Source organism: Oerskovia enterophila (assembly GCF_001692445.1).
In the GTDB taxonomy this organism is placed as follows: domain Bacteria; phylum Actinomycetota; class Actinomycetes; order Actinomycetales; family Cellulomonadaceae; genus Oerskovia; species Oerskovia enterophila.
The window spans coordinates 22,043-46,069 of sequence record NZ_MAQA01000001.1 but is presented as its reverse complement, the minus strand read 5'-3'; the positions used below and the strand labels follow the sequence as shown (position 1 = coordinate 46,069).

Below are 24,027 nucleotides of genomic sequence, written 5' to 3'. Positions count from 1 at the left end.
CGCAGCACCGACCGAGGAGCATCATGTCCGCTCGCCCCATCTCTCGACGGCTCCGGCCGACGGCCCTGGTCGCCGCGACCGTCGCCACCGCCTTCGCGCTCGGCGCCTGCTCCGGCGGGTCGGGCGACGACGCCTCGTCGCCAGCGGCCGACAGCACCGCGTCCGAGGGCGCCTTCCCCGTCACGATCGACAGCGCGCTCGGCGAGGCCGTCATCGAGGAGAAGCCCGAGCGCGTCGTGACGTGGGGCTGGTCGACGCAGGACGCCGTCCTGGCGCTGGGCGTCGTGCCCGTCGCCATGCCCGCCTACACGTACGGCGGCAACGCCGACGGCGTGCTCCCCTGGGTCGCGGAGAAGCTCGACGAGATGGGCGCCGAGACGCCCACCCTGCTCTCGGGCGGAGACACGAGCGAGGTGCCGTTCGAGGAGGTCGTCGCGGCCGAGCCTGACGTCATCCTGGCCCCCTACTCGGGCATCACGCAGGAGGAGTTCGACAAGCTCTCCAAGATCGCGCCGGTCGTCGCCTACCCGGACCAGCCCTGGGCGCTGTCCTGGCAGGAGCAGCTCGACATCGTCGGTGACGCCCTGGGCCTGGCCGACGAGGCCGACGCGCTCGTCGAGGAGACGACCGCCGGCATCACCGCACAGTCGGACGCGTACCCCGTCATCCAGGGCAAGTCGTTCCTGTACGCGGCGGCCAACACGGCCGACCAGCTCAACGTCTACCGCGCCGAGGACCCGCGCGTGCAGGTCGTCGAGGACCTGGGCATGACGCTCTCCCCGAGCGTCGAGGAGCTCGACGCCGACCCGACGTCCGGCACCTTCTGGTACCCGCTGAGCTACGAGAACGTCTCCAAGATCGACACCGACGTCCTCATCATGTACTTCGCGACGCAGGCCGACGTCGACACGTTCGTGGCCGACCCGGTCATCGCCGCGATGCCCACCGTGGCCGAGGGCCGCTTCGCCCCGATCGTCGGCGAGTCGTTCGTCATGGCGTCGAGCGCCCCCACGGCGCTGTCGATCCCGTGGATGCTCGACCAGTACGTGCCGCAGCTCGCGGCCGCCGCCGAGAAGGTGTCGTAGTCTCGCACCACCCATGAGCACGACCCACAGCACTGACGCCGGCACGGGCCGGGCGACCTCTCGTCGCCCGGCCCGTCGTCGGCGTCTCGTCATCGGACTCGCCACCTTGCTCGTTGCCTTGGCCGCGGTGTGCGCGCTGAGCCTCGCGGTCGGGGCCAACGCCCTGCCGCTGAGCGTCGTCGTGGACGCCCTCACGAGCTACGACCCGACCAACCCCGACCACCTCGTGGTGATCGAGAAGCGCGTGCCCCGCACGCTCGTGGGCCTGGTCGCGGGGGCCGCGCTCGGCGCCGCGGGCACGCTCATGCAGGGCCTGACGCGCAACCCGCTCGCCGACCCGGGTCTGCTCGGCATCAGCGCGGGGGCCTCGCTCTTCGTGGTCGGCGCGATCTCGTTCTTCGGCGTCTCGCAGGTCGGCGGCTACGTGTGGTTCGCGTTCATCGGAGCCGCCGTCGCGGCCGCGGTCGTCTACGGCGTCGCGAGCGTGGGACGCGAGGGCGCGACGCCCGTCAAGCTCGCGCTCGCCGGAGCGGCCGTCACGGCGGCGCTGACGTCGGTCGTGACCGCGGTCCTCCTGGTCGACCGCGCGGCGCTCGACCTCATGCGCTTCTGGCAGGTCGGCTCGCTCGCGGCGCGCGGCTCGACGGTCATGTGGCAGGTGCTGCCGTTCGTGGTCGTGGGCCTCGTCCTGGCCCTCGCGCTCGGCCGCTCGCTCAACGGCCTGGCCCTGGGCGACGACGTCGCGCGCGGCCTCGGGCAGGACGTCACCCGCACGCGCGTCGTCGCGGGCATCGCGATCGTCCTGCTGTGCGGGGCCGCGACCGCGGCCGTGGGACCCGTCGCGTTCGTGGGGCTCGTCGTCCCGCACCTGGCGCGCTACGTCGTCGGGCTGGACTACCGGTGGGTGCTCCCGTACGCGGTCGTCGCGGCGCCCGTGCTGCTCATCGGGTGCGACGTGATCGGGCGCGTCGTGGCCCGGCCGGGCGAGCTCCAGGTGGGCGTGGTCACGGCCGTCGTGGGTGCGCCCCTGTTCATCGCGCTCGTGCGGCGCGGGAAGACGGTGTCGCTGTGAGCGCCCCGACCACCGTCCCGCACGGCCTGCCCGACGGCGCCGCTCACCAGGGCATCGACGTCGCCCGAGCCTCGCGCCACCGCGGGCGGGCGCGCGAGGCGCGCCTGGTCACCGGGCTGTCGGTCGCGCTCGTGGTGCTCGCCGCGGTCGGGCTGACGCTGGGCGACGCGGCCGTCCCGCTCTCCGGCATCCTCGACACGGTCCTGGGCCGAGCCGACGTCCTCACGCAGTTCGTGATCGTCGAGCTGCGCCTCCCCCGCCTCCTGACGGCCCTGGTCGTCGGGGCCGCGCTCGGCCTGTCGGGCGCGCTGTTCCAGTCGATCGTGCGCAACCCGCTCGCGAGCCCCGACATCATCGGGATCACGCAGAGCGCGAGCGCCGCGGGCGTCGTGGGCGTCGTGGTCCTGGGGATCAGCGGGCTCGCGCTCACCGGTCTGGTGCTCGCCGGGTCGCTCGTCGCGGCCGTCGCGATCTACCTGCTCGCGTGGCGCGGCGGCGTGGCCGGGTACCGGCTCGTCCTGATCGGGATCGGCGTCGCGGCCCTGTGCATGAGCGTGGTCTCGTGGGTCCTCACGACGAGCGACGTGCGTGACGCGCAGGCCGCGCTCGTGTGGATCACGGGCTCGCTCGCGCGCTCCGACTGGTCGACGCTCAACCCGTTGCTGATCTGCTTCGCGGTGCTCGTGCCGCTCACGGCCTTCCTGGCACCGCGGCTGCGCTCGCTCGAGCTCGGCGACGACGCCGCGGCCGCGCTCGGCATCCGCGTCGAGCGCTCCCGGCTCCTGCTGATCCTCGTGGCCGTGGGTCTCGCCGGCTCGGCCGTCGCGGTCGTGGGCCCCGTCGCGTTCGTCGCGCTCGTCGCGGCCCCCATCGCCCGCCGCACCCTGGGCGACGGCCGGCTCGCGCTCGTGCCCGCGGCCCTCGTGGGCGCGCTGCTCGTGCTCGGCTCCGACCTCGTCGCACAGTTCGCGATCCCCGACGTGACGCTGCCCGTGGGCGTCGTCACGGGGATCGTCGGCGCCCCCTACCTGCTGTGGCTGCTCGTGCGCACCAACCGTTCCGGACGCGGAGGCTGAGAATGACCGACCACCCCGAGACCGCCGGGAGCGCGCCCGAGGCGAGCGGCGCCGTCGGGCCTCCTGCCGACGCGCGGGCTCCGCACGCCGCGGCCGGTGGTGCCGGCGCGCGCACCGCCGGGACGCACACGCTCGCCGCCGACCACGTGTCCCTCGCGTACGACGAGCGCCGCGTCGTCGAGGACCTCAGCCTCACGGTCGCGGCCGGGAAGATCACGTCGATCGTCGGCTCCAACGGGTGCGGCAAGTCGACGCTGCTGCGCGGCCTCGCACGCCTGCTCAAGCCCGTGGGCGGGGCCGTCCTGCTCGACGGCGAGGACATCCGCACGCTGCCCACCAAGCAGGTCGCGACCACGCTGGGCCTGCTGCCGCAGAGCCCCGTGGCCCCCGACGGCATCACGGTTGCGGACCTCGTGGGCCGCGGCCGCTACCCCCACCAGGGCTGGTTCCGCCGCTGGACCGCGGGCGACGACGAGGCCGTGGCGGACGCGCTCGCCTCGACCGGGACGCTCGACCTGGCCGAGCGGTCCGTGGACGAGCTGTCGGGCGGGCAGCGGCAGCGCGTGTGGATCGCCATGGCGCTCGCGCAGCGCACCGACCTGCTGCTGCTCGACGAGCCGACGACGTTCCTCGACATCGCCCACCAGATCGACGTGCTGGACCTGCTCGTGGACCTCAACGAGTCGCGCGGGACCACGGTCGTCATGGTGCTGCACGACCTCGACATGGCGTGCCGCTACTCCGACCGCCTCGTCGCGATGCGCGACGGCAAGGTGCACACCGAGGGCGCACCGGGCGACGTCGTCGACGCTCGGATGGTGCGCGAGGTGTTCGGTCTGGACTCGCTCGTGGTGCCCGACCCGATCACGGGGACGCCGACCCTCGTGCCGATGGGCCGGCACCACCGGGGCTGAGCGGGACGCGCCGAGAACGAGGTTGCGGACGTTCTGAGCCTCAGAACGAGCACAACCCCGTTCTCGAGCGCACGGAACCTCGTGCTCGGCGGGCGTGGGTCACTCCGGGAGCGCGCACACCCCGTCGACGCACACCGCGGCGTCGTCGTTGCCCATCATCGTGAACGGCGCGGCGGCCTCGGCGGCCGAGACCGTCACGAGGGTCGTGCGACGCGGGTTCGCGATCGAGTGGAAAGGGCTGTCCTGCATGGTGTCGGTCATGGGATCTCCTGAAGTCACGTGCTGCGATGCTCGTGGTGGGTGGGCGGGCATCGTCTCAAGGGGAGGACCGATGCGCTGCCACCGAGGACCAGCGACGCTGCGGGTTTCCCGACAGTCTGGCTGATACTCGGTCGCATTTGCTACCGCTCCTCCTGTGATCTCGGTCGCATCGACCCGGTATGTGGGTGGCCGCGGCCGAGGACGAACGGGGGAACGGTCAGGCCACCGACTCCGCGGCGTCCGCGACGACCTGGTCGAGGACCTGCGTGAAGACGGCCGGGTCCTGTGCGCCCGAGACCCCGTACTTGCCGTTGAACACGAAGAACGGGACGCCGCTGATGCCGTAGGCGCGGGCCTGTGCGATGTCCTGCTCGACGTCGTCCTCGAAGTCACCGTTCTCGAGGACCGTGCGGACCTCGTCGGCGTCCAGGCCGACCTCGGCCGCGAGCGCCGCGAGCTCCTCGATGCGGCCGACGTGACGGCCCTGCTCGAAGTACGCCTTGAGGAGGCGCTCCTTCATCTCGACCTGCTTGCCCTGGGACTTCGCGAAGTGCAGCAGCTCGTGCGCCTTGAGGGTCTTGGTGTGCTGGAGGGCGTCGAAGTCGTACGCGAGCCCCTCGGCTGCGGCGACCGTCGTCATCTGTCCGAGCATCTGCTCGACCTGACCCGCGGGCATGCCCTTGTGCTTGGCCAGGAAGTCGACCTCGGTGCCCTCGAAGTCGACCGGGGTGTCCGGTGCGAGCTCGAACGAGTGGTACTCGATCTCCACCTCGGGGGCGTCGTCGCGGCCCGAGAACCCGGCCAGCGCCGTCTCGAAGCGGCGCTTGCCGACGTAGCACCAGGGGCACGCCACGTCGGACCAGATGTCGACCTTCACCTTTTCGCTCATGACGGGTTTCAACGACCGGGACGGCCCGAGGATTCCCCGCAGCGGTGTGATCCTGCCGACGCACGGCTCGGCGGCGGGCCGTGCGGCGCTGCGTCAAGCCCGACGACCGGCCGGCTCAGTCCGCGTGCCGCGCCCGGTAGAGGTCCTGCAGCACCATGATCTCGGCACCGTGGTGGATGAGCTCGCGGTTCATGTGGAGCACGAGGTGCCCGAACGGCGCCTGCGCGTCGATCTCGGTCGCCTGGCTGAGCCCGACCGTGAAGACCTGGTCCTCGGGGAGCTCGTCGACGCCGGTGCGCCACAGGTCCACCCAGCGCGTCAGGCCCTCGATCGCCGGGTCCACCTCGCCCGAGAACGCGACCGCGTCTCGCCGGGCGATCCGGTCGCCGAACGTCCACTCCCACCGTTCGAAGAACGCCTCGGTGAGGTGCGCGACGAGCCACGCGATCGTCCGCGGCTGGGGCGAGTCGGAGCCCTCGGGCCACTCCATGACCCACTCGCCGATCCCGAGCGTGCGGGGCGTGCGCTCGTCACCGCGCCGCACGATGCGCAGCGCGTCCGGCCCGGGCTCCCACGCGAACTCCTCCTGGCTGAGCGTCACGAGCCGTCCCAGGACCTCGAGCCACGAGAAGCCGAGCTGCCCGCGCACCATGGCGAGCGGGGTCGGGACGGTCAGCACGGACCAGTCGAAGTCGGGGCTGCCGTAGGTCGCGTCGTCGCTCATGGGTGGCTCCTGGGTGCGGGGTCGGGGTTCGCTCGTGCCCGACGGCGTCACGCGCCCCGGGCGTCCTGCTCTCCTCCGCGATCATCCCCCGGGGCGCGGGTGGTCCGCCTGCGGGGGCGCCGCTCAGCGTCGCGAGCGGAGCTCGTCGTGGAGCGCGCGGGCGGCGAACCCGAGGGCCTGCTCGGCCGCCGGCTGGATCCGTGCGGGCACGGTGGACTCGCTCAGCACGGCGATCGCGAAGGCCGAGCCGTCGTGGTGCTCGAGGACCCCGACCTCGTGCCGCAGGTGCAGGAACGTCCCGGTCTTCGACGACCAGGTCGACGCGTCGCTCTCGAGGTCCGGTGCGAGCCGGTTCCGCAGGACGTTCCTGGCCAGGAGCGCACGGGTCCTCTCGACCGTCGCGCGGTCGAGCCGCTGTCCGGTCCACACCTCACGCAGCAGCCGGACGAGCCCCCGGGCCGTGCCCGCGTTCGCCTGCGTGACGTCGAGCTGCGGGACGAGGTGCCCCCGTCCCTCGGTCGTCGAACGGATGGCCAGTGAGAGCGCGAGATGCAGCTCGTCCGGGCCGAGGCGGCTCGCGAGCGTGCGGTGGAGCTCGTGGATGGGGTGCCGCAGCGTCACGTCCGTGATCCCGAGCGCGCGCAGCGTGGCGTTGACCTCGCCCGGTGGGCACAGCGCGAACAGGGCATCGGCCGCGGTGTCGTCGCTCAGGCAGGTCGCGAGGTACAGCAGGTCTTCGACGGCGACGCTCGCGGAGTGGGCGAACTGCGAGAGCCCCGTCGGCCCCGGCGTCCGCTCGGAGCTGCCGAGCGTGACCACCGCCGACAGGTCGATCGTCCCCGCCGCTGCCCGCTCGAGGACCGCGACCAGGAGGGGAAGCTTGACGACCGAGGCGAGCGGGTAGGGCACGTCCGGCTCGATCGCGAGCTCCCTGCCCGTCCCGAGATCCTGCACGAGGACCGAGGCCCGGAGCCCGGCTGCGTCGAGCACCCGGACGGCCTCCCCGACCACCGACCCGTCACCCACGGACGGGCTCCAGCCCGGTCTGCGTCGCACGGCCGCTCGCGTCGTCGGCCCCGAGCACGGTCACCACGGCAGACGAGCAGAGTGCGACGAAACGCGCCGCGAGGCTCTCGTCGGCCGCGCCCACGGCGTACGCCCGCACGAGCTGCTGGTCGCCGAGGGGGCGCCAACGCAGGTCGTAGGTCGAGGCCTCGGGCCGCGTGCAGAGGACCAGGTCGTCGGACACGAGGATCTCGGACAGCGCTCGCACGGTCGACTCCGCGACGCGGACCTGGACGGGAGCGAGCCCCGCCTCGTCCCGGGCCCGCTCCATCCGGTCGCGGACGTGGGGCACGTCGTCCTCGGGCTGGAGCCAGAGCCGTCGCAGGGCTCCCGTCGGTCGTCCGCGCGCGGGGCGCAGCTCACCCAGGTGGAACGTCCCCGTCGCGTCGTCGTCCGGGTGGGAGCCGACCCCGAGCCGTGCCGTCCAGCGCGCCCGGTCCGAGGGGACGTTCTCGAGGAAGAGCGACGTACGCCCGGAACGGAAGGCCTCGGCGCGTTCGGCCGGGTTCCCCGCGACAGGGGCCAGCGGGAGCCGCCCGGCAGCACCGGCTGCGCACAGCTCTGCCAGCACGAGCGGTGGCACCGACGGAGGGACGCCCACGCTCAGCGGGCGCGAACGAGAGCGCCTGGCGTCGTCGACCAGGTCGGCGGCCGCACCGACGAGCCGGGCGGCGCTGGGCAGGACCCCGCGGCCGAGCGCGGTGAGCGCGACCCGCCGCGACGTCCGGTCGAACAGCCGCCCGCCCAGATGGGCCTCGAGGGCACCGATGCGTCGGCTCGCCACGGACTGGCTGATGCCCGCCGCCAGGGCGCCGGCCGTGAAGCTCTCCCGGTCGGCGACGGCGACGAACGCCTCGCACGCTGCCAGGACATCGAGTGATCGACCCATGGATGCCACTCTTGCATCGATGGGGGCATTTCGTGCTTTGTCTGCATCGATCGCCGCTCCGAGACTCGTGGCATGACTCCTCGAGACACGACCGCCCCACCGGTCTCCCGCCGATCCGTCCTCACCCTGCTCGCCGCTGCGGGGCTCACGGCCGCCTGCTCTCCGCACGGCACGGACCCTGCGGTCGCCGCCCCGGCCTCCGGATCACCGTCGACCGCGGGGCGACACGAGCTCGACGAGGCCCTGCGCGACCTCGAACGGTCGCGGTCGCTCACGGTCGGGGTGAGCGTGCGTGGCGGCGGCCGGGCGGACTACGGCTACCGCGCGGCCGAGCGCTTCCCGATGTGCTCGCTGTTCAAGCCGATCGCCGTGGGGGCGCTGCTCGCGGACAAGGCCTACGACGACGCGTACTGGTCGCGCGAGATCGCGTTCGGCCCGGAGGACCTCGTCGAGAACTCCCCCGTGACGTCCGCGACGACGACGTGGCGCATGACCCCCGCGCAGCTCGCCGACGCCGCGCTCCGCTTCAGCGACAACACCGCGGGCAACCTCGTGCTGCGGGAGATCGGCGGCCCGACGGCGGTCTCGAGCTTCGCCGCCTCGCTCGGCGCGCGCGCGACGCGCCTCGACCGGATCGAGCCGCAGCTCAACGAGGCGACGCCGGGAGACGACCGCGACACCTCGACGCCGGACGACATCGCGCGCATCTACGGCGCGCTCCTGCTCGAGCGCGGGGCCGGCGCCCTGACCGCGGCACGGCTCGGGGACTGGATGCTGCGGAGCACCACGTCCGGCAAGCGGTTCCGCGCCGGCCTCGACGGCACCTACGAGCTCGCGGACAAGACCGGCGCGGGCGGCTACGGCGTCGTCAACGACGCGGGCGTCCTGTGGCGGCCCGGCGTCGAGCCGACGACACTCGTCGTCATGACCCGCACGGACTCTCCGGGGGCGACCTGGGACGACGAGGCCGTCGCCGCGATCACCCGTCTCGTCGTGGCCTCGTGAGCGCAGGACGCTGGGTGCTCGGGAGCCTGGTCACGATCCTGGCGGTCGGCACGCTCGGGGCGGTCCTCGTGCTGGGCGCGGTCGCGCTGCAGCTCGACACCTGGGCCGATCGCTCGGCCAACCAGCCCGCGGCAGCGGCCTCCCCGACCGTCTCGCCGTCACCGACCGGGGCCTGCCCGGCGACCGACGACGACACGCCGGCCGGCTGCCTGCCGTACGACCCCGAAGCGCTCATGCGCTCGAACGACGCGTACCGGCAGCGGAGCTCCACCCCGGAGGACGCGGCTCTCGCGGCGCGCTCGGTCCCGGCGGTCGAGGCGGCGCTGGCCGCGCTCACCGGGTCCGGTGCGACGTTCCGCTCGCAGGACGTCGTCGACGCCCTGACCGCTGCGGGCTTCGCCACGGTCCAGACGACGGGCGACACGGACGTCTGGGGAGACGGCACGACGGCTTTCGGGATCGGCGTGAGCGTCCCGGGCGGGTGCGTGTTCGGAGACGTCCGGCCGGGTGTGCTCGCGCTGGAGTCAGGCGGCCCGATCGCCGACGGCGGCTGTCTCGAGATGCCCTCGCACTAGGTCAGGGACAGGAAGAGCTTCTCGAGCTTCTGGACGTCGGCCGGGCCGTTCTCGTCGTCCGTGAGGCACTGCTTCATGCCCGACGCGATGATCGCGAACCCGGCACGGTCGAGCGCCTTGGACACCGCGGAGAGCTGCATCACGAGGTCGGCGCAGTCGCCGCCCTCGTCGACCATCCGCACGACCGCGGCGAGCTGCCCCTGGGCGCGCTTGAGCCGGTTCGAGACCTTCTTCATCTCGTCCTTGTCGAGCTCCATGACTCTTCCTCTCGTCGCACGCACACGTCGCGGGTGCTGCTCGTGCGCTGCACCAGCCCGAACAGGACAACAGCCAGCGCGGGCAGCACCATCCCGACCTGGTGCGGCGCCTGGCCCACCAGGAACGCCGCCGCGAGGACGGTGCCTCCCGAGACGACCGCGCACGGCGAGCACCCGAGGGTATCCCGCCAGGCCTCGCCCCGGGCCGGGACGTAGCTCGCGAGCGTGAGTGCGCCGACGACGGCGACCACCACGAGCAGGGTGACCCACCCGGGCGTGACCGCGGGCGACCAGCCGCCTCCGGCCTGCACGAGCAGCCAGAGCACTCCCGGTGCGAGAGAGGCGCCGACGACGAGCCGACGCCTCCCCCACACCTGCCGCCGGACCTGCACCGCGAACGGCCCGGAGACCGCGTCGGGCGCGAGCGGCCCGGGCGCCGCCGGCGCGGTCACGCCGGGCTCGGTCATGACCTGTTCGACCCGAACAGCCTCGCGAGGAACGAGCCGGGCGACGAGCCCTGCGACGGCTCGGCCGCGTGCCCCTCGCACCGGTCCTTGCGCGGGACGCCCCGCATGACGTCGTCGACGTGCTGGCCGCAGCCGGCCCACGTCGTCTTGCCGCACTTCTTGCAGGTCACAGCTCTGCACATGGTGATCCTCCTGATCGGGTTGATGATCAATATACCCCCCGGGGTATAGTCGTCCCGAACCCCAGGAGGAAAGCATGAAGATCGTCATCGTCGGAGGGGTCGCGGCAGGCATGTCCGCGGCCACCCGTCTGCGCCGTCTCTCGGAGGACGCCCAGATCGTCGTCCTCGAGGCCGGCGAGCACGTCTCGTTCGCCAACTGCGGTCTGCCGTACTACGCGGGCGGAGTCATCGAGGAGCGCGACGCGCTCCTCCTCCAGACCCCCGAGTCGCTCGCCGCCCGCTTCCGGATCGACGTCCGCGTCCGCCACCGCGTGACCGGGGTCGACGCCGCCGCGCACACCGTCACCGTCCGCGACCTGACCACGGGCCTGGACCACGTCGAGACCTACGACCGCCTGGTCCTGAGCCCCGGCGCGCGCCCGATCGTCCCGCCCGTGCCCGGCATGGAGCGCGCCCTCGTGCTGCGCGACGTGTCCGACGTCGACCGGATCGTCGCCGCGATCGAGGGCCGCGCGAGCGACGGCCCCCTCGTCGGCGCCGGCGTCGACGCGCCGTCCGGCGCAGCCGACCCGTCAGGCACAGCCGCGCCCCTGAGCGAGCCCTCGACCGACCACCTCCGCGCGCCTGCCCGCTCGGCCGTCGTGATCGGCGGCGGGTTCGTCGGGGTCGAGGTCGCGGAGAACCTCGTCCACCGGGGCCTGGACGTGACGCTCGTCGAGCTCTCCGACCAGGTCCTGGCCCCGCTCGACCCCGAGATGGCCGTCCGCGTCCGGCAGGAGCTCGAGGCCCACGGCGTGGACGTCCGCACGTCCACGCAGGTCAGTGCGCTCGGCCCCGACACGGCCGAGCTCACGTCCGCGGACGGCTCGCCACGCGGAGAGGTCCCGGCCGACCTCGTGGTCGCCGCGGTCGGCGTCCGACCCGACGTCGAGCTCGCCGTCCTCGCTGGCGCGAGGACGGGCCCCCGCGGCGGCATCCTGGTCGACGAGGACCTGCGCACCTCGGTCCCCGACGTGTTCGCCGTGGGCGACGCCGCCACCAAGCGCGACGGGCTCGCCGCGGGCTCGGGCCCCGCCGGGGCCGACGAGCCCACGCTCATCCCGCTCGCCAACCTCGCCAACCGGCACGGCCGCCACGTCGCCGACGTGATCCTCGGCCGCCGTGCCGGCATGCGCCCCTCGGTGGGCACGGCCGTCGTCGGGGTGTTCGGGCTCACCGCCGCGACCGTGGGACGCAACGAGAAGCGCCTGCGCGCCGAGGGGCGCCCCTACCGCGCGATCCACACGCACCCCGCCCAGCACGCGGGCTACTACCCGGGGGCGAGCCAGATGGCCCTCAAGCTTCTCGTCGACCCCGAGACCGACCTGATCCTGGGTGCCCAGGGCGTCGGGCGGGACGGCGTCGACAAGCGCATCAACGTCGTCGCCACGGCCATCGCGGGCGGCCTCACGGCCTCCGACCTGGCCGACCTCGAGCTCGCGTACGCCCCGGCGTACGGCTCGGCCAAGGACCCCGTCAACATGCTCGGCTACGTGGCCGACAACCTGCGCGCGGGCGAGACCCGCAGCGTCCAGTGGCACGAGCTCGACGACCTCGTCGCCCAGGGGGCGACCGTGGTCGACGTCCGCACGCCCGGCGAGCACGCGCGCGGGACCGTCGAGCCCGACGGCGGCACCGGCACGCTCCCCGCGCTCAACGTGCCGCTCGACGAGCTGCGCGCACGGGCCGCGGCCGAGATCCCGACCGGGGCCCCCGTCGTCGTGCACTGCCAGGTGGGGCAGCGCGGGCACACGGCCGCGCGCCTGCTCAGCCAGCTCGGCTACGACGTGCGCAACCTCGACGGCGGGTACCTCACGTGGCGTGACGGGATGCTCGCGCGCCGGTCGAGCAGCGCGTCCGAGCTCGCCGACGCCCGAGCCTGAAACGGCCGGCCGCGGGTGCCGGGGCTGCCTACGATGGTCGGGTCCCCCGCACCCGCGGCCGGCCGCGCCACACGACGCGACCCGCGCAGCCCGTGCGCCAGCAACCCCGGCAGGAGCCCCATGCCCGTCCGTCCCCGCACCGTCCTGCTCGTCTCGGTGGGCGTCGCCGTCGTCCTGCTCGGGTCGCTCGTGGTCTTCCTGTCGATCGTGGGCCTCGACGGCGTGGCCTGAGCCAGGGACCGCCCGGGGCGGGCACGGGCTGAGGTGCGCCGCACCGCCCGGGGTGCGGCGCCGCCGTCGGGCCGGAGCGCACGAAGGGGCCGCCCGACGCGGACGTCGAGCGGCCCCGCACCTCCGCCGCGGGCTCCCGGCCCAGTTCCGGTCCCCCGCGGCACCTCCCGGACTACCCCTTCACACCTGAGAAGGAGATCCCTTCGACGAACGTCTTCTGGGCGACGAAGAAGATCGCGACGACGGGGATCATCGCGAGCAGCGTCGCCGCCATGGTCAGGTTCCACTGCACCTGGTGCACCCCGCGGAACGACGCGAGGCCCAGGGACAGCGTCCAGCTCTGGGGGTTCTCCCCGGTGTAGAGGAGCGGACCGAAGTAGTCGTTCCACGTGTACATGAACGTGAACAGCGCGGCGGCCGCGACGCCCGGCTTGGCCATGGGCAGGATCACGCGCCGCAGGATGCCGAGCTCGCTCAGGCCGTCGAGCCGCGCGGCCTCCGAGTAGGACTCGGGGATCGTGAGGAAGAACTGGCGCAGCAGGAAGATGCTGAACGCGTCTCCCACGAAGTACGGGACGATCAGCGGCCACAGCGTCCCGGTCATGTCGAGCCGCGCCCACAGGATGTAGAGCGGAACGGCCACGACCTGCGGCGGCAGGAGCATCGCCACGACCGTGAGCACGAACGACAGGTTGCGCCCCTTCCAGCGCAGCCGCGCGAGCGCGTACGCCACGGGCACCGACGACAGCAGCATGCCGAGCGTCGCGAGCAGCGAGTAGACGAGCGAGTTCAGGTAGTACCGCAGCATGGGCGCCTTGTCGAAGACCGCGGCGAAGTTCTCCGCGTGCCACGACGTGGGCCACCAGGCGCCCGTGAGCGCCTGCTGGTCGGACATGAAGGCCGTGAGCACCACGAACACGATCGGGGCCATGAACATCACGGCCAGGACGATCGCGAACGAGTGCGTCGCGACCGAGGAAGCGATCCGCTGGGCGCGCGGGCTCAGGCGGAACCCTGGCAGCTGGGCCGACGGGCGCGCGGTGCGCGACGTGCGCCCGTGACGGTGCGGAGCGGACGAGCCGGCGGGGGCCGGCAGGGTCGTGGAAGTGGTCATGTCAGGCACCTGCCTCGTCGGAGCCTCGGGTCATGCGGCGCAGCACGAGGAGCGTGAACGCGCCCGACACGAGGAAGAGCACGACCGCCATCGCGGAGGCGTAGCCCATGTTGTAGTACTGGAATCCCTGCTGGTAGAGCCACATGGGGAACGTCATGGTCGAGTTCTCCGGGTAGCCCGCGAGCTGGCTGCTGCCCGCGACCTGCGACGAGCCCGAGGCCACCGACCCCGCGACCATGGCCTGCGTGAAGAACTGCAGGCCCGCGATCACGGACGTGACGACCGAGAAGAGCAGGACGGGGACGATCGACGGCAGGGTCACGTGCCAGAACTTCCGCCACGCCCCCGCGCCGTCGAGGCCCGCGGCCTCGTACAGCTCGGTCGGGACGTCGAGCAGCGAGGCGAGGACGATGATCATGAGCTCGCCCACGCCCCACAGGACGAGCATGGTCAGCGCGGGCTTGGCGAGCGCCGGGTCCTGGAACCACAGCGGCCCCTCGATCCCGAACCAGCCGAGCACCTTGTTGACCGGACCCGAACCGGGGTTGAAGAGGAACACGAACGCGAGCGTGCCGGCGACGGGGGGCACGAGGGCCGGCAGGTAGTACAGGGTGCGGAAGATGCCCGTAGCCCGCTTGACCTTGGTCAGCGTCACCGCGGTCACGAGCGCGAACAGCACGCGTCCCACCGTGATCGCGACCGTGAGCCACGCAGTGTTCCTGATCGCGATCCACATGATGGGGTCCGCGGTGAACATGTGCGTGTAGTTGCGCAGGCCCACGAAGGTCGGGGCGGAGATGAGGTCGTAGTTCGTGAACGAGAAGTAGACGGTCGAGACCAGCGGGTACACCAGGAACAGCGTGAACCCGACGATCCAGGGCGCCATGAAGGCAAGGACGGTCAGCGCACGGCGCCGCGAGCGCTTGCGCCGCAGAGCAGGGCCCGCCGGGTCCCCCGGCCGCACGGTGGCGGCCGGGGAACCGGGGTGGCCAGGAGCCAGGACGGTCATGGTCAGCCGCCGATGCCCTTGGCGTTCTCGATGTCCGTGTCGACCTGGGCGAGAGCGGCGTCGAGGTCGCTCACGCCGCCCGCCTGCCACTTGTCGAAGAAGTCGGACACGGTCTTGAGGTAGGCACCGCCGTTCGCCGACGGCGGGTTGTTGGACAGCCCGTCCGAGGCGAACACGTCGAGGAACGTCTGGAACTGAGGCGTGACCTCGAGCTCGGGCGACTCGAGCGAGTCGAGCGTCGTCGGGACGTTCTTGAGCCCGTTGGACATCGCCACGAGCGAGCCCGTGTCGAACGCCAGGTACTTGACGAGCTCGAACGCGGCCCCGGGGTTCTCTGCTCCCTGGGGGATGCCGATCACGGTGCCCGTCGCGTACCCGCCGCCGTACTCGTCGACCCGGTCGTCGCTCACGGGGACCGGGGCGGTCGCGTAGGCCAGGTCCGGCGCGGCGTCGTCGATGAACGCCGTGCGGTACTCCCCGTCGAGGGCCATCGCGATGCGGCCCGTCTGGAAGTCCTGGTCGGCCGAGTACTGCTGCCCCGACCCGGCGACGAACTTCTGCAGCTTGTCGTAGCCGTACCAGTCGACGAGCTCCTTCTGCCAGGTCGCGAGGGCGGCCCACGCCGGGTCGGTCGAGATGCTCGACCTTCCCGAGTCGTCGGTCCAGTGCGCGCCGAACATGGGGCCGACGACCTGCGGGGTGTTGGCGTAGAAGTTCATGAGCGGCACGAACCCGGCGACCTTGATGGAGCCGTCCTCGTTGAACTGCGTGAGCTTCTTGGCTGTCTCGAGGAGCTCGCTCGTGGTGCGGGGCGGCTCGGTCACGCCTGCCGCCGCGAACTGGTCGAGGTTGTAGTAGAGCCCGTAGACGTCGGCGAGCATGGGGAGGGCGCAGCGCGTGCCCTCGAACTCGGTGTAGCCGCGCACGGCCGCAGGGATCTGCTCGAGGTCGACGCCGTCCCGCTCGATGAACGGCCCGAGGTCCTGCCAGGCTCCCGACGAGCAGTTCTGCCCCACGTAGTCGGTCGAGAAGGACACCGCGACGTCGGGCGCGTTGCCCCCGCGGATGGCCTGGGCGAGCTTGTCGTCGTCCTGGCTGCCCTGGCTCGTGACGGTGTAGTTGGGGTGGTCGGCCTCGAAGCGGGCGACCGCTTCGTCGATGATGCCGAGCTCGCGGTCGGAGAAGCCGCTCCAGATCGAGATCGACACCTCCTCGTCGTCGGCGGGGGCCGCGGTGCTGCCCCCGCCGCCGTCGGTCCCGGCGGTGCAGGCGGAGAGCGCGAGGGCGCTCACGGCGAGCGTCCCGACGGCGGAGGTCACCCGGGCGCGGACGCGTCCGGTGGTCCGGCCCGCCCGGGCGGGGACGCCTCGGGACGGGAGGTTCAGGGTGCGGATCATCATCGTTCCTTCGAGAAATGGGCGCGAGAGAGCCCGGGACGGCGTGGTGCCTGGTGGAGGGTGCGACGGGTCAGGGGGTGGTCGACCGGGGTCGCGTGAGGTGTGGGGTCTGGTGGTCGAACGGTCCGGGCGGACCGTGCGGGCTAGGAGGGGGTGACGCTCCCCGCTCCGAAGACGCGGCGTCTTGCCTCGTCGAGGGCAGCGGCGAGAGCTCCTTCGACGACGCCGTTGCCTCGGGCGGTGGACAGGAGGACAGGAGCAAGAGCGCCGTGCTCCGTGCGGAGGGCCGTGGCGACGCGGCCGCGGAGCGGCTCACCGCCGGCGACGGCGACCTCGCCCCCGAGCACCACGGCGTCGGGGTCGAGGACGCCGACGACCATGCTCAGGACCACCGCGAGACGCCGACCGAGGTCGTCGAGGAAGTCCCCGGCGTCGCCGACCGGCTCGCTGCTGGCCCGCTCGAGCGCGCTCGTCGCGGCCTTGCGGACCTCGGGGCTGCGGGCGGCGTCGGACGCCCTGCCTTCCGGAGCGGGGTCGATCCGCAGCGTGTCGAGCGGTGCGGAGTCGAAGGGGGGAAGACGGTAGGCCTGCGCGAGGCGCGCGACGCCGTCGAGCTGGACGAGGTTGGCGACGTTGCGACGCCCCTCGGGCTCACGGCCCCGGCGGGCGGGGTCGGGGACCGGGACGTGGTCGATCTCGCCAGCGCCGCCCCGACGACCACGGCGGATCCGCCGGTCGAGGAGCGTCGCAGCACCTACTCCCTGGTCGACCCAGAGCACGAAGAGGTCGGTGACGTCCGCGAGGTCCTCGCGCCCGAGCTCCGCGAGCGCGACGAGGTTGACGTCGTTCTCGACCGCGACGGGGACACCCAGCACCTCGCCCAGCTGGGCCTCGACGTCCTGGTCGTTCCAGACCTCGATGTGCGGCGCGTAGGCGAGCCGTCCGGTCGCCGGGTCGATCGACCCGGGGAAGCCGACCGCGACCTGGAGCAGGTCGGCGAGGCCGATCTCGGCCTGCGCACAGGCCTCCTCCACGACGGTACGGACCAGCGCGAGGTGCGCGCCGTCAGGGTGCTCCTCGGCGGCCCACTCGGTCTCGCGCTCGGACCGGCCGACCACCTGACCGCTCAGGTCGGCGACGAGGACCGAGATCTTGCCGACCGCGACGTCGACGCCGGCCGCGTAGCCGGCGGCCGCACGCAACGTCCAGACGACGGCGCGCGGACCGGGTCGGCCGTCGCGGTGACCCGAGCGCTCGACGAGCCGGGCCGCCTCGAGGCGAGCCACGAGGGTCGCGGTCGCGGGCTTGGACAGCCCGAGTCGTTCCTGGAGCCCTGCGGAGGTCATGGGCCCGTGCCGGAGCAGCGCCTCGAGCGCCGCCCCGTCGTTGAGGGCGCGCAGGACGGTCGCGTTGCCGACCCTCTTGGTGCTGTCCGTGCTCACTGCGTCGTCTCCTGACCGAGCCCGACGTCTGCGGTGCTCCGGCTCAAGAGTGCCTGAACCTGACGTCACCATCGATGTCGGCCGAATTAATTGTCTGTAAACTTGACTAGTAATCTTCCACACGGAGTCGCCCCGCGCAAGAGGCCGAGTCAGAACCGTGACCTCAGCACCGAGACGGACGACCCCGCGGACCCGAGGGAGCACCACCGTGAGAATCCGTCCCTACGCGCCCGGCGACCTGGACGCGCTCTACGACATCTGTCTGCGCACGGGGGACAACGGCCGGGACGCGAGCAACCGCTTCGCCGACCCGCGGCTCCTCGGAGAGGTCTATGCCGCCCCCTACGCGGCCCACGACCCGGGGCTCGTCTCGGTCCTCGTCACCGACGACGAGCGCGTGGTCGGGTACGTGATCGGCTGCCGCGACACCCTCGCCTTCGAGGACTGGTGCGAACGGGAGTGGTGGCCGGAGCTGCGGGCCCGGCACCTGCTGCCCGACCCGGCCGACGAGTCCCCCGACGCAGGCCTGGTCCGCCAGATCCACGACCGGTCGGTCGAGGTGCGCCCCTGGCTCGTCGACCCTGCTTCGCACCCCGCACACCTGCACATCGACCTGCTGCCCGAGGCCCAGGGCGGCGGGTGGGGGCGGCGGCTCGTCGAGCGTCTCGTGGACCAGCTGGTGGCCCTCGACGTCCCCGGGCTGCACCTCGGCGTGGGGTCGGAGAACACGGGCGCGATCGCGTTCTACGAACGCCTGGGACTCGCTCCGCTCGACGGGCCCGACGACGCCCTCATCCTGGGGAGGTACCTTCCCGTCCGCGACGGGGTCGGGTCGACCGAGGGTCGTGCCGGGTAGCTCCGGGTCGGTCAGACGACCTCGTGAGCCCCGGACCAGGACGCCACGGTGCGCTGCTCGGAGGTCTGGAGCGTGAAGGACGTCAGCGGCAGGTTCCCGCTGCGCTTGCGTGACCGGACGACGTCGAGCGCCGCCTCGTCGCTCTCGGCCTCGAACGGTTCGCCTCGGAGCGCAGCGGTGACCGTCAGGATCGAGTAGGTAGTCATGACGGTCGAGCCTAGAGGTACCGACCGGCATCCGACGACCCCCGACTCCGTCACACCCCCGCCCGCCCCGTCCCGTGCGCGGGGCGACGCGAGCGCCCAGCGGGTGCTCCGCCGTCGGGCCTGAGAGATGCTCAGGGGACCACGTCCCGACGCCCGGAGGCCCTCATGCCCGACCCCCAGCTCGTGCTCCTGCGGCACGGCGAGACCGAGTGGAGCCTGACCGGGCAGCACACCGGGACGAGCGACATCCCCCTGACCCCGCACGGCGAGGAGCAGGCGCGCGGCGCCGGGGCGTTCCTCGCCGGGCGCGAGTTCGCGCTCGAGCTCCGCAGCCCCCTGCTGCGCGCCCGGCGGACCGCCGAGCTCGCCGGGTTCCCCGACGCGGTCGCCGACCCGAACCTCGCCGAGTGGGACTACGGCCCCGTCGAGGGGCGCACGGCCGACGACGTGAGCCGCGAGCTCGGGCGGGACTGGCTCATCTTCCGCGACGGGGTGCACGTCGTCGGCGCGCAGGGTGCGGTGGACGCCCGGCCCGGCGAGACGCTCGACGACGTCGCCGAGCGGGCGCGGGCCGTCGTCCGCCGCGCCGAGCCCGTGCTGCGCGACGGCGGCGACGTGCTGCTCGTCGCGCACGGGCACCTGCTGCGCGTGCTCGCGGCCGTGTGGCTCGAGCTGGGCCCGGCGGCCGCCGCGCGGTTCGAGCTCGGGACCGCGAGCGTGAGCCTGCTCGGCCACGGGCACGGACTGCACACCATGGAGGGCTGGAACCTGCCGACGGCGTGAGATGGCACGATGCTCCCCATGAGCGTCAACAAGAACCTCGCCGAGGGCGAGACCGTCGTCATGGAGCTGCGGACCCACCCCAAGGCCCTGTTCCTGCCGATCCTCGTCCTGGTCCTGATCGTGGCCGCCGCGACGGCCATCCTCTGGTTCGCCCCCGAGCACCCCGTGGTCCTGTGGGGAACGCTCGGCGTGGCCACGGTCGCGGCGATCGTCTGGGTCGTGGTGCCGCACCTGCGCTGGCTGACCACGAACTACACCGTGACGACCAAGCGCCTCTCGACCCGCTCGGGCATCATCACGCGCACTGGCCGTGACATCCCGCTCTACCGCATCAACGACGTCACGTACGAGAAGGACCTGGTCGACCGGATGTTCGGCTGCGGGACGCTCATCATCTCGGACGCGACCGCCAAGCCCGGCATGACCCTGCCCGACGTCCCGCGCGTCGAGGAGGTCCAGGTCCGGCTGCACGAGCTGCTGTTCGCGGCCGACGACGGCTCGGACGACGGCGAGTGGCCCCCGAGCGAGCCCACGCGCTGAGCCACCCAGCGCTTCCGCCGAGTGCATGATTCGGCTGCGACACACCCGGCGTGTCACAGCCGAATCATGCACTCGGCGACGGATCAGCGGACGGCGCGCTCGGCCCGCTCCCGCACCTCGTGCGACAGCCGGATCTCGCCCTCGGCCTCTGACGCGAGCAGCCGCCGTGACACCTCGACCGAGGTTCCCGCGACGCGCGCCCCGAACCAGTCGGCGATCGTCACGCCGTGCGAGGGCCGAAACACGACCTCGACCGTGTCGCCCGCCTGCACCTCCCCGGTGGTCACGACGCGCAGGTACGCGCCCGTCCGGTTGGCGTCGGTGAAGCGCTTGACCCAGCGGTCCTCGCCCAGGCGCCGTGCGAACGTCGAGCAGGGCGTGCGCGGCTGCGTGACCTCGAGCACCGCGCTGCCGACCTGCCATCGCTCGCCGATGAGCGCCCCGCTCGCCGCCACGCCGCGCGTACGGAAGTTCTCGCCGAACAACCCGGGCGCGACCTCGTAGCCGAGCTCGCCCGACCAGTGGTCCGCGTCCTCCTGCGAGTACGCGTACACGGCCTGCTCCTCGCCGCCGTGGTGCGCGCGGTCCGCCTGGACGTCGGCGTACAGGCCCAGGGGCCGGACCCGGACCGGTCCCTCGACGGGGCGCTTGTCGATCGCGGTCACGCCGACCGCGCCCGCGTCGGGCAGCAGCACGTGCACGCGGCACACGGCCAGGAGCTCCCCGGTCGCGCCGAGCGGCGCACCGGGACGGGTGGGTTCCGGGGTTGCGGTGGTCATCGGAGGATTCTCCCAGGTGCGCGGGCGCCGCGGACAGCGGCCCGACGGCGTCGGGCCCCGGGGGCGGCCGGCGACGCCTCCTGAGGACACGGCTCGGGCGACGCCCGCACGGACGGACGACCCGCCGTCGGGCGTCGCCGTCAGGGCTCGAGGACCGCCTTGACGAATCCTTCCGGGCGCTCCTCGAACAGGTGGAACGCGGCGTCGAGGTCCTCGAAGGGCAGGCGGTGGGTGACCAGGGGCTCGAACGTGACCTGCCGGTCCGCCATCATGCGCATCCCCCGTCCCAGCGCCTTGCGCTGCCGGTCGCGGTCCGGGCTGAAGCCGTTGACGATCGTGACCCCGCGGTACCAGAGCTCGACGTCCAGCTCACGCGGACCGTCGTGGTGGTAGCCGCCCACGCACAGGGTCCCGTGCCGGCCCGTCAGGTCCCCCGCGAGCGCGAGCCCGGGCGCGGTCCCCGTGAACTCGACGACGACGTCGAACGTCGCGCGCGCCGCGTCCGGGACGAGGCGCGCGTCGTGCGTCGCCGCTGCACCGAGCCTCTCGGCGAGCGCCCGCTTGGCCGGGGCGACGTCGAAGCCCACGACCTCGTCGGCCCCCAGCGCGAGCGCGACCTGCTGGGCTCCGAGCCCCATGAAGCCGAGCCCGACGACCGCGACGCGCATCCCCGGACCGACCCCGCTGCGTTCCACGGCCTCGACGATGCAGGCCAGCGGCTCGCCGAGGGCCGCCCACGTCGGGACGTTGGAGGGGACGAGGACCAGGTCCGCCGTGCTCATGACGACCTGCTCCGCGAACGCCGGATGGGCGAAGCCTGTCACGCGCTCACCCACGGACCACCCGTAGACGTCCGGCCCGAGCGCGACGACCTCCCCCGCGACCTCGTGCCCGAGCCGCAGCGGCTCCGCGCCCTCGTGCGTCCCCCACGCACCACGCTCCGACGCGCAGACCCCCAGGGCAAGGCTCTTGACCAGCACCTCGCCTCGCCCCGGCACCGGCGGATCGACCTCGGCCAGGCGCGAGGTGCGCGGGCCGACCGTCTCGTGGACCCTCATGACGCGTTCGAGCGGGTCGGGGCGAGAGCAGCGCGGCCCGTGGCGACGCTCCTCCTCGCCAGGAAGACCGCCCCCTCCACCGGGTCCTCGTCGAGCATGCGCAGCGTGGTCTGCGGGGCGCGCCGTTCCAGTGCGTCGGCGAGAGCGTTCCGGAGCGCCTGCTGCTGGGTGACGACGCCACCCGCCACGACGACGGTCGTCCCCACCGCCCCGCGGTAGACGAGGTTGCCGACGAGCTCCGCGAGCGCGCCACCCCCGGCCGTCACGACGGCGCGCGACACCTGGGACCCGGCGTCGAGGGCCCGGAAGACGACAGGTGCGTGCTGGCCCCACGTCTCGACCCCACCGCGCCAGCTCATGATCGAGGCGAGCTCGACGAGGTTCTCGGCGCCGAACGAGGCGAGGAGCCGAGGCTCCAGCGGGTCCCGCGTCGCGCCGACGTCGGCCCGCACGAACAGTGCCCGCGCAGCCTCCCGGACCAGCGCGGAGGCCGAGCCGTCGTCGCCGAGGACCCACCCCCACCCACCTGCCGAGAGATACGCGCCCGTCTCGCGATGGCGCCCCACCGCGATCGAGCCCGTGCCGGCGACGAGACCGATCCCTTCGTCCAGGCCCGCGGCCGGGACGAGCAGCTGCGCGTCGTTGACGACGGTGCACGAGACGTCCAGCAGGAGCCGCAGCTCCTCCGCGAGGGTCACGCACTGCCGGGGCGTCTCGCACCCGTGCGCGCCCACGGTGAGGTGCGCGACGTCCGCGACGGTGAGCGAGGGGCGGCAGCGCCCCAGTGCGGCGCGCACGCGCTCGGCGATCCAGCGGGCCGCTGCACCGGAAGGCTGGGCGGACCACCCGGTGCTGGGCACCACAAGGTCGACCAAGCGTTCCTCGCCACGCGCGACACGCACGTGGGTCTTGGTGCCGCCGACGTCGACTCCGACGACGACGCTCATCGCTCGCGCCCCGCGACGCCGTCGGCGAGGCCGCCGCCGAGCGACGCGCTCGCGCCGACGAGCGGCGGCGGCCCCGAGGTACCCGTCGCGTCGGTGACCTTGGTGTCGTCGTGCTCGAAGACGAAGTCCTCGATGGCGACGCCTCGAGCGTCCGCGAACGAGCTCGCGAGCCGCTGGAGCACGACCGTCTCGAGCACGACGCGCACGGGCTCGCCGACCGCGGGCAGCCGGACGACGCGCAGGTGCCCGGCGGGCTCGACGTCCTGGGTCGTGACGAGCAGCGTGGGGTGGCCCGCGTCGGCGAGCGTGTGCGCGAGGCGGACCTCGCGACCGTCCCCGATCACGACGTGCAGCGTGCCTCCGGCCGACTCCATCTCGCCGTGCAGGTAGTTGCGGGTGACCACCGCTGCGCTCGGGATCCGGCAGACCTCCCGCAGGAGCAGGGCTCCGGCCTCGGAGGCTGCTCGGGAGGCTCCCGCCGCGACCACGTCGACCGAGGTGATCGTCGCGGCCGCGTCGGCGAGCGCTCGGAGCGGGGCAGCCTGGTCCGCCTCGAGGCTCTCGACGAGACGGTCGATGCCGTCCCACTCGGACGCCGCGACGAGCGGCTCCGTCCCGAGCGTGGCGCGCGCGAGGATCGTGAGACCGACGAGGGTGCCCGTGTACCCGATCGTCGAGGCGTAGCTGTCGGGCTCCGAGCCGAGGTCCACCGCGAGGTCGCCTGCGACCTCCGCGAGCGAGCTCCCGGCGACGTTGACGAGAGCCCAGCGGACAGGGAACGTCCGCAACGCCTCGATGGTCTCGGGGCTGCGGCCGGACTGCGAGACCGCGATCGCCACGGTGCCCGTGCGGTCCGTCGCCTGGTCGGTCTCGCTCGCGATCTCGCGCACCGACGGACGCCCTCCGGCGTTCAGGAGCGCGACGGGCAGCGCTGCGGCCGCACAGCTCGCCCCCATCCCGAGGAACACCGGCACCGCCCCCGCGACGAGGGTCGAGAGGTCGGGCGCGGTACGGCTCGCGAGCTGTCCGGCGACGTGCGCCGCGACCCTCACGAGCGCCTGCGGCTGGCGCAACTGCGCCTCGCGATAGTCGATGCGTTGAGCGGACATGTCGACCTCCCCGTCATGGTGCTCCGACGGCCCACATCAAGGGGCAGACCGAGGAACCAGTGAGTACATTACTAATACCAATATAGACCACATGGCATCAGAGTGATACCAGGAGTGTGTGTTCAGCGGATCGGGAGATGCCGTCGGCGTCGGCGGACGAGCACCGCGAGGAT

27 protein-coding genes are annotated in these 24,027 nt (G+C 73.0%); 10 read left to right on the top strand and 17 right to left on the bottom strand.

The window, feature by feature from the left end:
- The first annotated feature begins 23 nt into the window (after positions 1-23).
- From OERS_RS00215 to OERS_RS00200, 4 genes are read left to right on the top strand one after another with little or no spacing between them, the layout of a single operon-like run.
- Positions 24-1,085, top strand: coding sequence for an iron-siderophore ABC transporter substrate-binding protein (locus OERS_RS00215; protein WP_068623432.1), 1,062 nt, complete (start codon positions 24-26; stop codon positions 1,083-1,085).
- Between the two features lie 13 nt (positions 1,086-1,098).
- Positions 1,099-2,157: a FecCD family ABC transporter permease gene (locus OERS_RS00210; RefSeq protein WP_068623430.1), complete on the top strand. Its 1,059-nt coding sequence runs from the start codon at positions 1,099-1,101 to the stop codon at positions 2,155-2,157.
- Positions 2,154-3,233 (top strand): FecCD family ABC transporter permease, encoded by a 1,080-nt coding sequence (locus tag OERS_RS00205; protein ID WP_248948244.1) that lies wholly within the window; start codon positions 2,154-2,156, stop codon positions 3,231-3,233. The genes OERS_RS00210 and OERS_RS00205 overlap by 4 nt, the downstream gene beginning before the upstream one ends.
- A gap of 2 nt (positions 3,234-3,235) precedes the next feature.
- Entirely contained in the window at positions 3,236-4,147 is a 912-nt protein-coding gene (locus OERS_RS00200) for an ABC transporter ATP-binding protein (protein ID WP_083201103.1), read from the top strand.
- Positions 4,148-4,246: 99 nt separating this feature from the next.
- On the opposite strand, the gene OERS_RS21340 is transcribed toward OERS_RS00200, so the two are convergent.
- The 5 genes from OERS_RS21340 to OERS_RS00180 all read right to left on the bottom strand — a co-directional run bounded on the left by OERS_RS21340 (position 4,247) and on the right by OERS_RS00180 (position 7,975).
- Complete coding sequence (locus tag OERS_RS21340; RefSeq protein WP_157516481.1) at positions 4,247-4,408, bottom strand: hypothetical protein; 162 nt, start codon at positions 4,406-4,408, stop codon at positions 4,247-4,249.
- A gap of 217 nt (positions 4,409-4,625) precedes the next feature.
- Positions 4,626-5,297, bottom strand: a complete 672-nt coding sequence (locus OERS_RS00195; protein ID WP_056652905.1) for a DsbA family oxidoreductase — start codon at positions 5,295-5,297, stop codon at positions 4,626-4,628.
- A 115-nt stretch (positions 5,298-5,412) separates the two neighbouring features.
- Positions 5,413-6,021: a DinB family protein gene (locus OERS_RS00190; RefSeq protein WP_068623428.1), complete on the bottom strand. Its 609-nt coding sequence runs from the start codon at positions 6,019-6,021 to the stop codon at positions 5,413-5,415.
- Positions 6,022-6,144: 123 nt separating this feature from the next.
- The gene (locus tag OERS_RS00185; protein ID WP_139107597.1) at positions 6,145-7,047 is read right to left on the bottom strand and encodes a serine hydrolase; all 903 of its coding nucleotides are present in this window, start codon (positions 7,045-7,047) and stop codon (positions 6,145-6,147) included.
- On the bottom strand, positions 7,040-7,975 hold the full coding sequence (locus OERS_RS00180; protein WP_068623426.1) for a LysR family transcriptional regulator: 936 nt from the start codon (positions 7,973-7,975) through the stop codon (positions 7,040-7,042). The genes OERS_RS00185 and OERS_RS00180 overlap by 8 nt, the downstream gene beginning before the upstream one ends.
- Before the next feature lie 72 nt (positions 7,976-8,047).
- Between OERS_RS00180 and bla the strand changes: the two genes are divergently transcribed.
- Complete coding sequence (bla, locus tag OERS_RS00175) at positions 8,048-8,980, top strand: class A beta-lactamase (protein ID WP_068623424.1); 933 nt, start codon at positions 8,048-8,050, stop codon at positions 8,978-8,980.
- Positions 8,977-9,555: a DUF6993 domain-containing protein gene (locus OERS_RS00170; RefSeq protein ID WP_139107596.1), complete on the top strand. Its 579-nt coding sequence runs from the start codon at positions 8,977-8,979 to the stop codon at positions 9,553-9,555. Before bla ends, OERS_RS00170 begins: the two co-directional genes overlap by 4 nt.
- On the opposite strand, the gene OERS_RS00165 is transcribed toward OERS_RS00170, so the two are convergent.
- The 3 genes from OERS_RS00165 to OERS_RS00155 are packed head-to-tail and all read right to left on the bottom strand — an operon-like array spanning position 9,552 to position 10,461.
- Positions 9,552-9,812: a metal-sensitive transcriptional regulator gene (locus OERS_RS00165; protein WP_056652920.1), complete on the bottom strand. Its 261-nt coding sequence runs from the start codon at positions 9,810-9,812 to the stop codon at positions 9,552-9,554. The two genes, OERS_RS00170 and OERS_RS00165, sit on opposite strands and share 4 nt — an antisense overlap.
- On the bottom strand, positions 9,788-10,279 hold the full coding sequence (locus OERS_RS00160) for a hypothetical protein (protein ID WP_068623420.1): 492 nt from the start codon (positions 10,277-10,279) through the stop codon (positions 9,788-9,790). Before OERS_RS00160 ends, OERS_RS00165 begins: the two co-directional genes overlap by 25 nt.
- Positions 10,276-10,461, bottom strand: coding sequence for a hypothetical protein (locus tag OERS_RS00155; RefSeq protein ID WP_056652926.1), 186 nt, complete (start codon positions 10,459-10,461; stop codon positions 10,276-10,278). Before OERS_RS00155 ends, OERS_RS00160 begins: the two co-directional genes overlap by 4 nt.
- A 74-nt stretch (positions 10,462-10,535) precedes the next feature.
- Here OERS_RS00155 and OERS_RS00150 point away from each other — a divergent pair, with 74 nt between their 5' ends.
- Entirely contained in the window at positions 10,536-12,383 is a 1,848-nt protein-coding gene (locus OERS_RS00150) for an FAD-dependent oxidoreductase (RefSeq protein ID WP_068623419.1), read from the top strand.
- Between the two features lie 403 nt (positions 12,384-12,786).
- Here the strand turns inward: OERS_RS00150 and OERS_RS00145 are convergent, their stop codons facing one another.
- The 4 genes from OERS_RS00145 to OERS_RS00130 form a co-directional block, all read right to left on the bottom strand.
- A complete protein-coding gene (locus OERS_RS00145; RefSeq protein ID WP_056652932.1) occupies positions 12,787-13,728 on the bottom strand; it encodes a carbohydrate ABC transporter permease in 942 nt (313 codons plus the stop codon).
- A gap of 1 nt (position 13,729) precedes the next feature.
- Positions 13,730-14,737 carry a carbohydrate ABC transporter permease gene (locus tag OERS_RS00140; RefSeq protein WP_082609046.1) on the bottom strand — a complete coding sequence of 336 codons (1,008 nt, stop codon included), beginning with the start codon at positions 14,735-14,737 and terminating at the stop codon, positions 13,730-13,732.
- Between the two features lie 2 nt (positions 14,738-14,739).
- On the bottom strand, positions 14,740-16,137 hold the full coding sequence (locus OERS_RS00135; RefSeq protein WP_231907864.1) for an extracellular solute-binding protein: 1,398 nt from the start codon (positions 16,135-16,137) through the stop codon (positions 14,740-14,742).
- A 140-nt stretch (positions 16,138-16,277) separates the two neighbouring features.
- Positions 16,278-17,576: an ROK family transcriptional regulator gene (locus OERS_RS00130; RefSeq protein WP_056652935.1), complete on the bottom strand. Its 1,299-nt coding sequence runs from the start codon at positions 17,574-17,576 to the stop codon at positions 16,278-16,280.
- A gap of 208 nt (positions 17,577-17,784) precedes the next feature.
- Here OERS_RS00130 and OERS_RS00125 point away from each other — a divergent pair, with 208 nt between their 5' ends.
- Positions 17,785-18,432, top strand: a complete 648-nt coding sequence (locus OERS_RS00125; protein WP_068623417.1) for a GNAT family N-acetyltransferase — start codon at positions 17,785-17,787, stop codon at positions 18,430-18,432.
- An 11-nt stretch (positions 18,433-18,443) separates the two neighbouring features.
- Here OERS_RS00125 and OERS_RS00120 read toward each other — a convergent pair whose 3' ends face one another.
- On the bottom strand, positions 18,444-18,638 hold the full coding sequence (locus tag OERS_RS00120; protein WP_068623415.1) for a hypothetical protein: 195 nt from the start codon (positions 18,636-18,638) through the stop codon (positions 18,444-18,446).
- Between the two features lie 165 nt (positions 18,639-18,803).
- Between OERS_RS00120 and OERS_RS00115 the strand changes: the two genes are divergently transcribed.
- Both OERS_RS00115 and OERS_RS00110 read left to right on the top strand, forming a co-directional pair.
- Positions 18,804-19,421 (top strand): histidine phosphatase family protein, encoded by a 618-nt coding sequence (locus OERS_RS00115; RefSeq protein ID WP_068623413.1) that lies wholly within the window; start codon positions 18,804-18,806, stop codon positions 19,419-19,421.
- An 18-nt stretch (positions 19,422-19,439) separates the two neighbouring features.
- On the top strand, positions 19,440-19,961 hold the full coding sequence (locus OERS_RS00110) for a PH domain-containing protein (RefSeq protein WP_068623613.1): 522 nt from the start codon (positions 19,440-19,442) through the stop codon (positions 19,959-19,961).
- 83 nt (positions 19,962-20,044) lie between these two features.
- Here the strand turns inward: OERS_RS00110 and OERS_RS00105 are convergent, their stop codons facing one another.
- From OERS_RS00105 to OERS_RS00090, 4 genes are all read right to left on the bottom strand, one after another.
- Positions 20,045-20,740 carry an MOSC domain-containing protein gene (locus OERS_RS00105; RefSeq protein ID WP_068623410.1) on the bottom strand — a complete coding sequence of 232 codons (696 nt, stop codon included), beginning with the start codon at positions 20,738-20,740 and terminating at the stop codon, positions 20,045-20,047.
- Positions 20,741-20,880: 140 nt separating this feature from the next.
- The gene (locus OERS_RS00100) at positions 20,881-21,798 is read right to left on the bottom strand and encodes a zinc-dependent alcohol dehydrogenase (protein ID WP_068623408.1); all 918 of its coding nucleotides are present in this window, start codon (positions 21,796-21,798) and stop codon (positions 20,881-20,883) included.
- Positions 21,795-22,745, bottom strand: coding sequence for a BadF/BadG/BcrA/BcrD ATPase family protein (locus OERS_RS00095; protein ID WP_068623406.1), 951 nt, complete (start codon positions 22,743-22,745; stop codon positions 21,795-21,797). The genes OERS_RS00100 and OERS_RS00095 overlap by 4 nt, the downstream gene beginning before the upstream one ends.
- Complete coding sequence (locus OERS_RS00090; RefSeq protein ID WP_068623404.1) at positions 22,742-23,854, bottom strand: SIS domain-containing protein; 1,113 nt, start codon at positions 23,852-23,854, stop codon at positions 22,742-22,744. The genes OERS_RS00095 and OERS_RS00090 overlap by 4 nt, the downstream gene beginning before the upstream one ends.
- Positions 23,855-24,027: the final 173 nt, after the last annotated feature.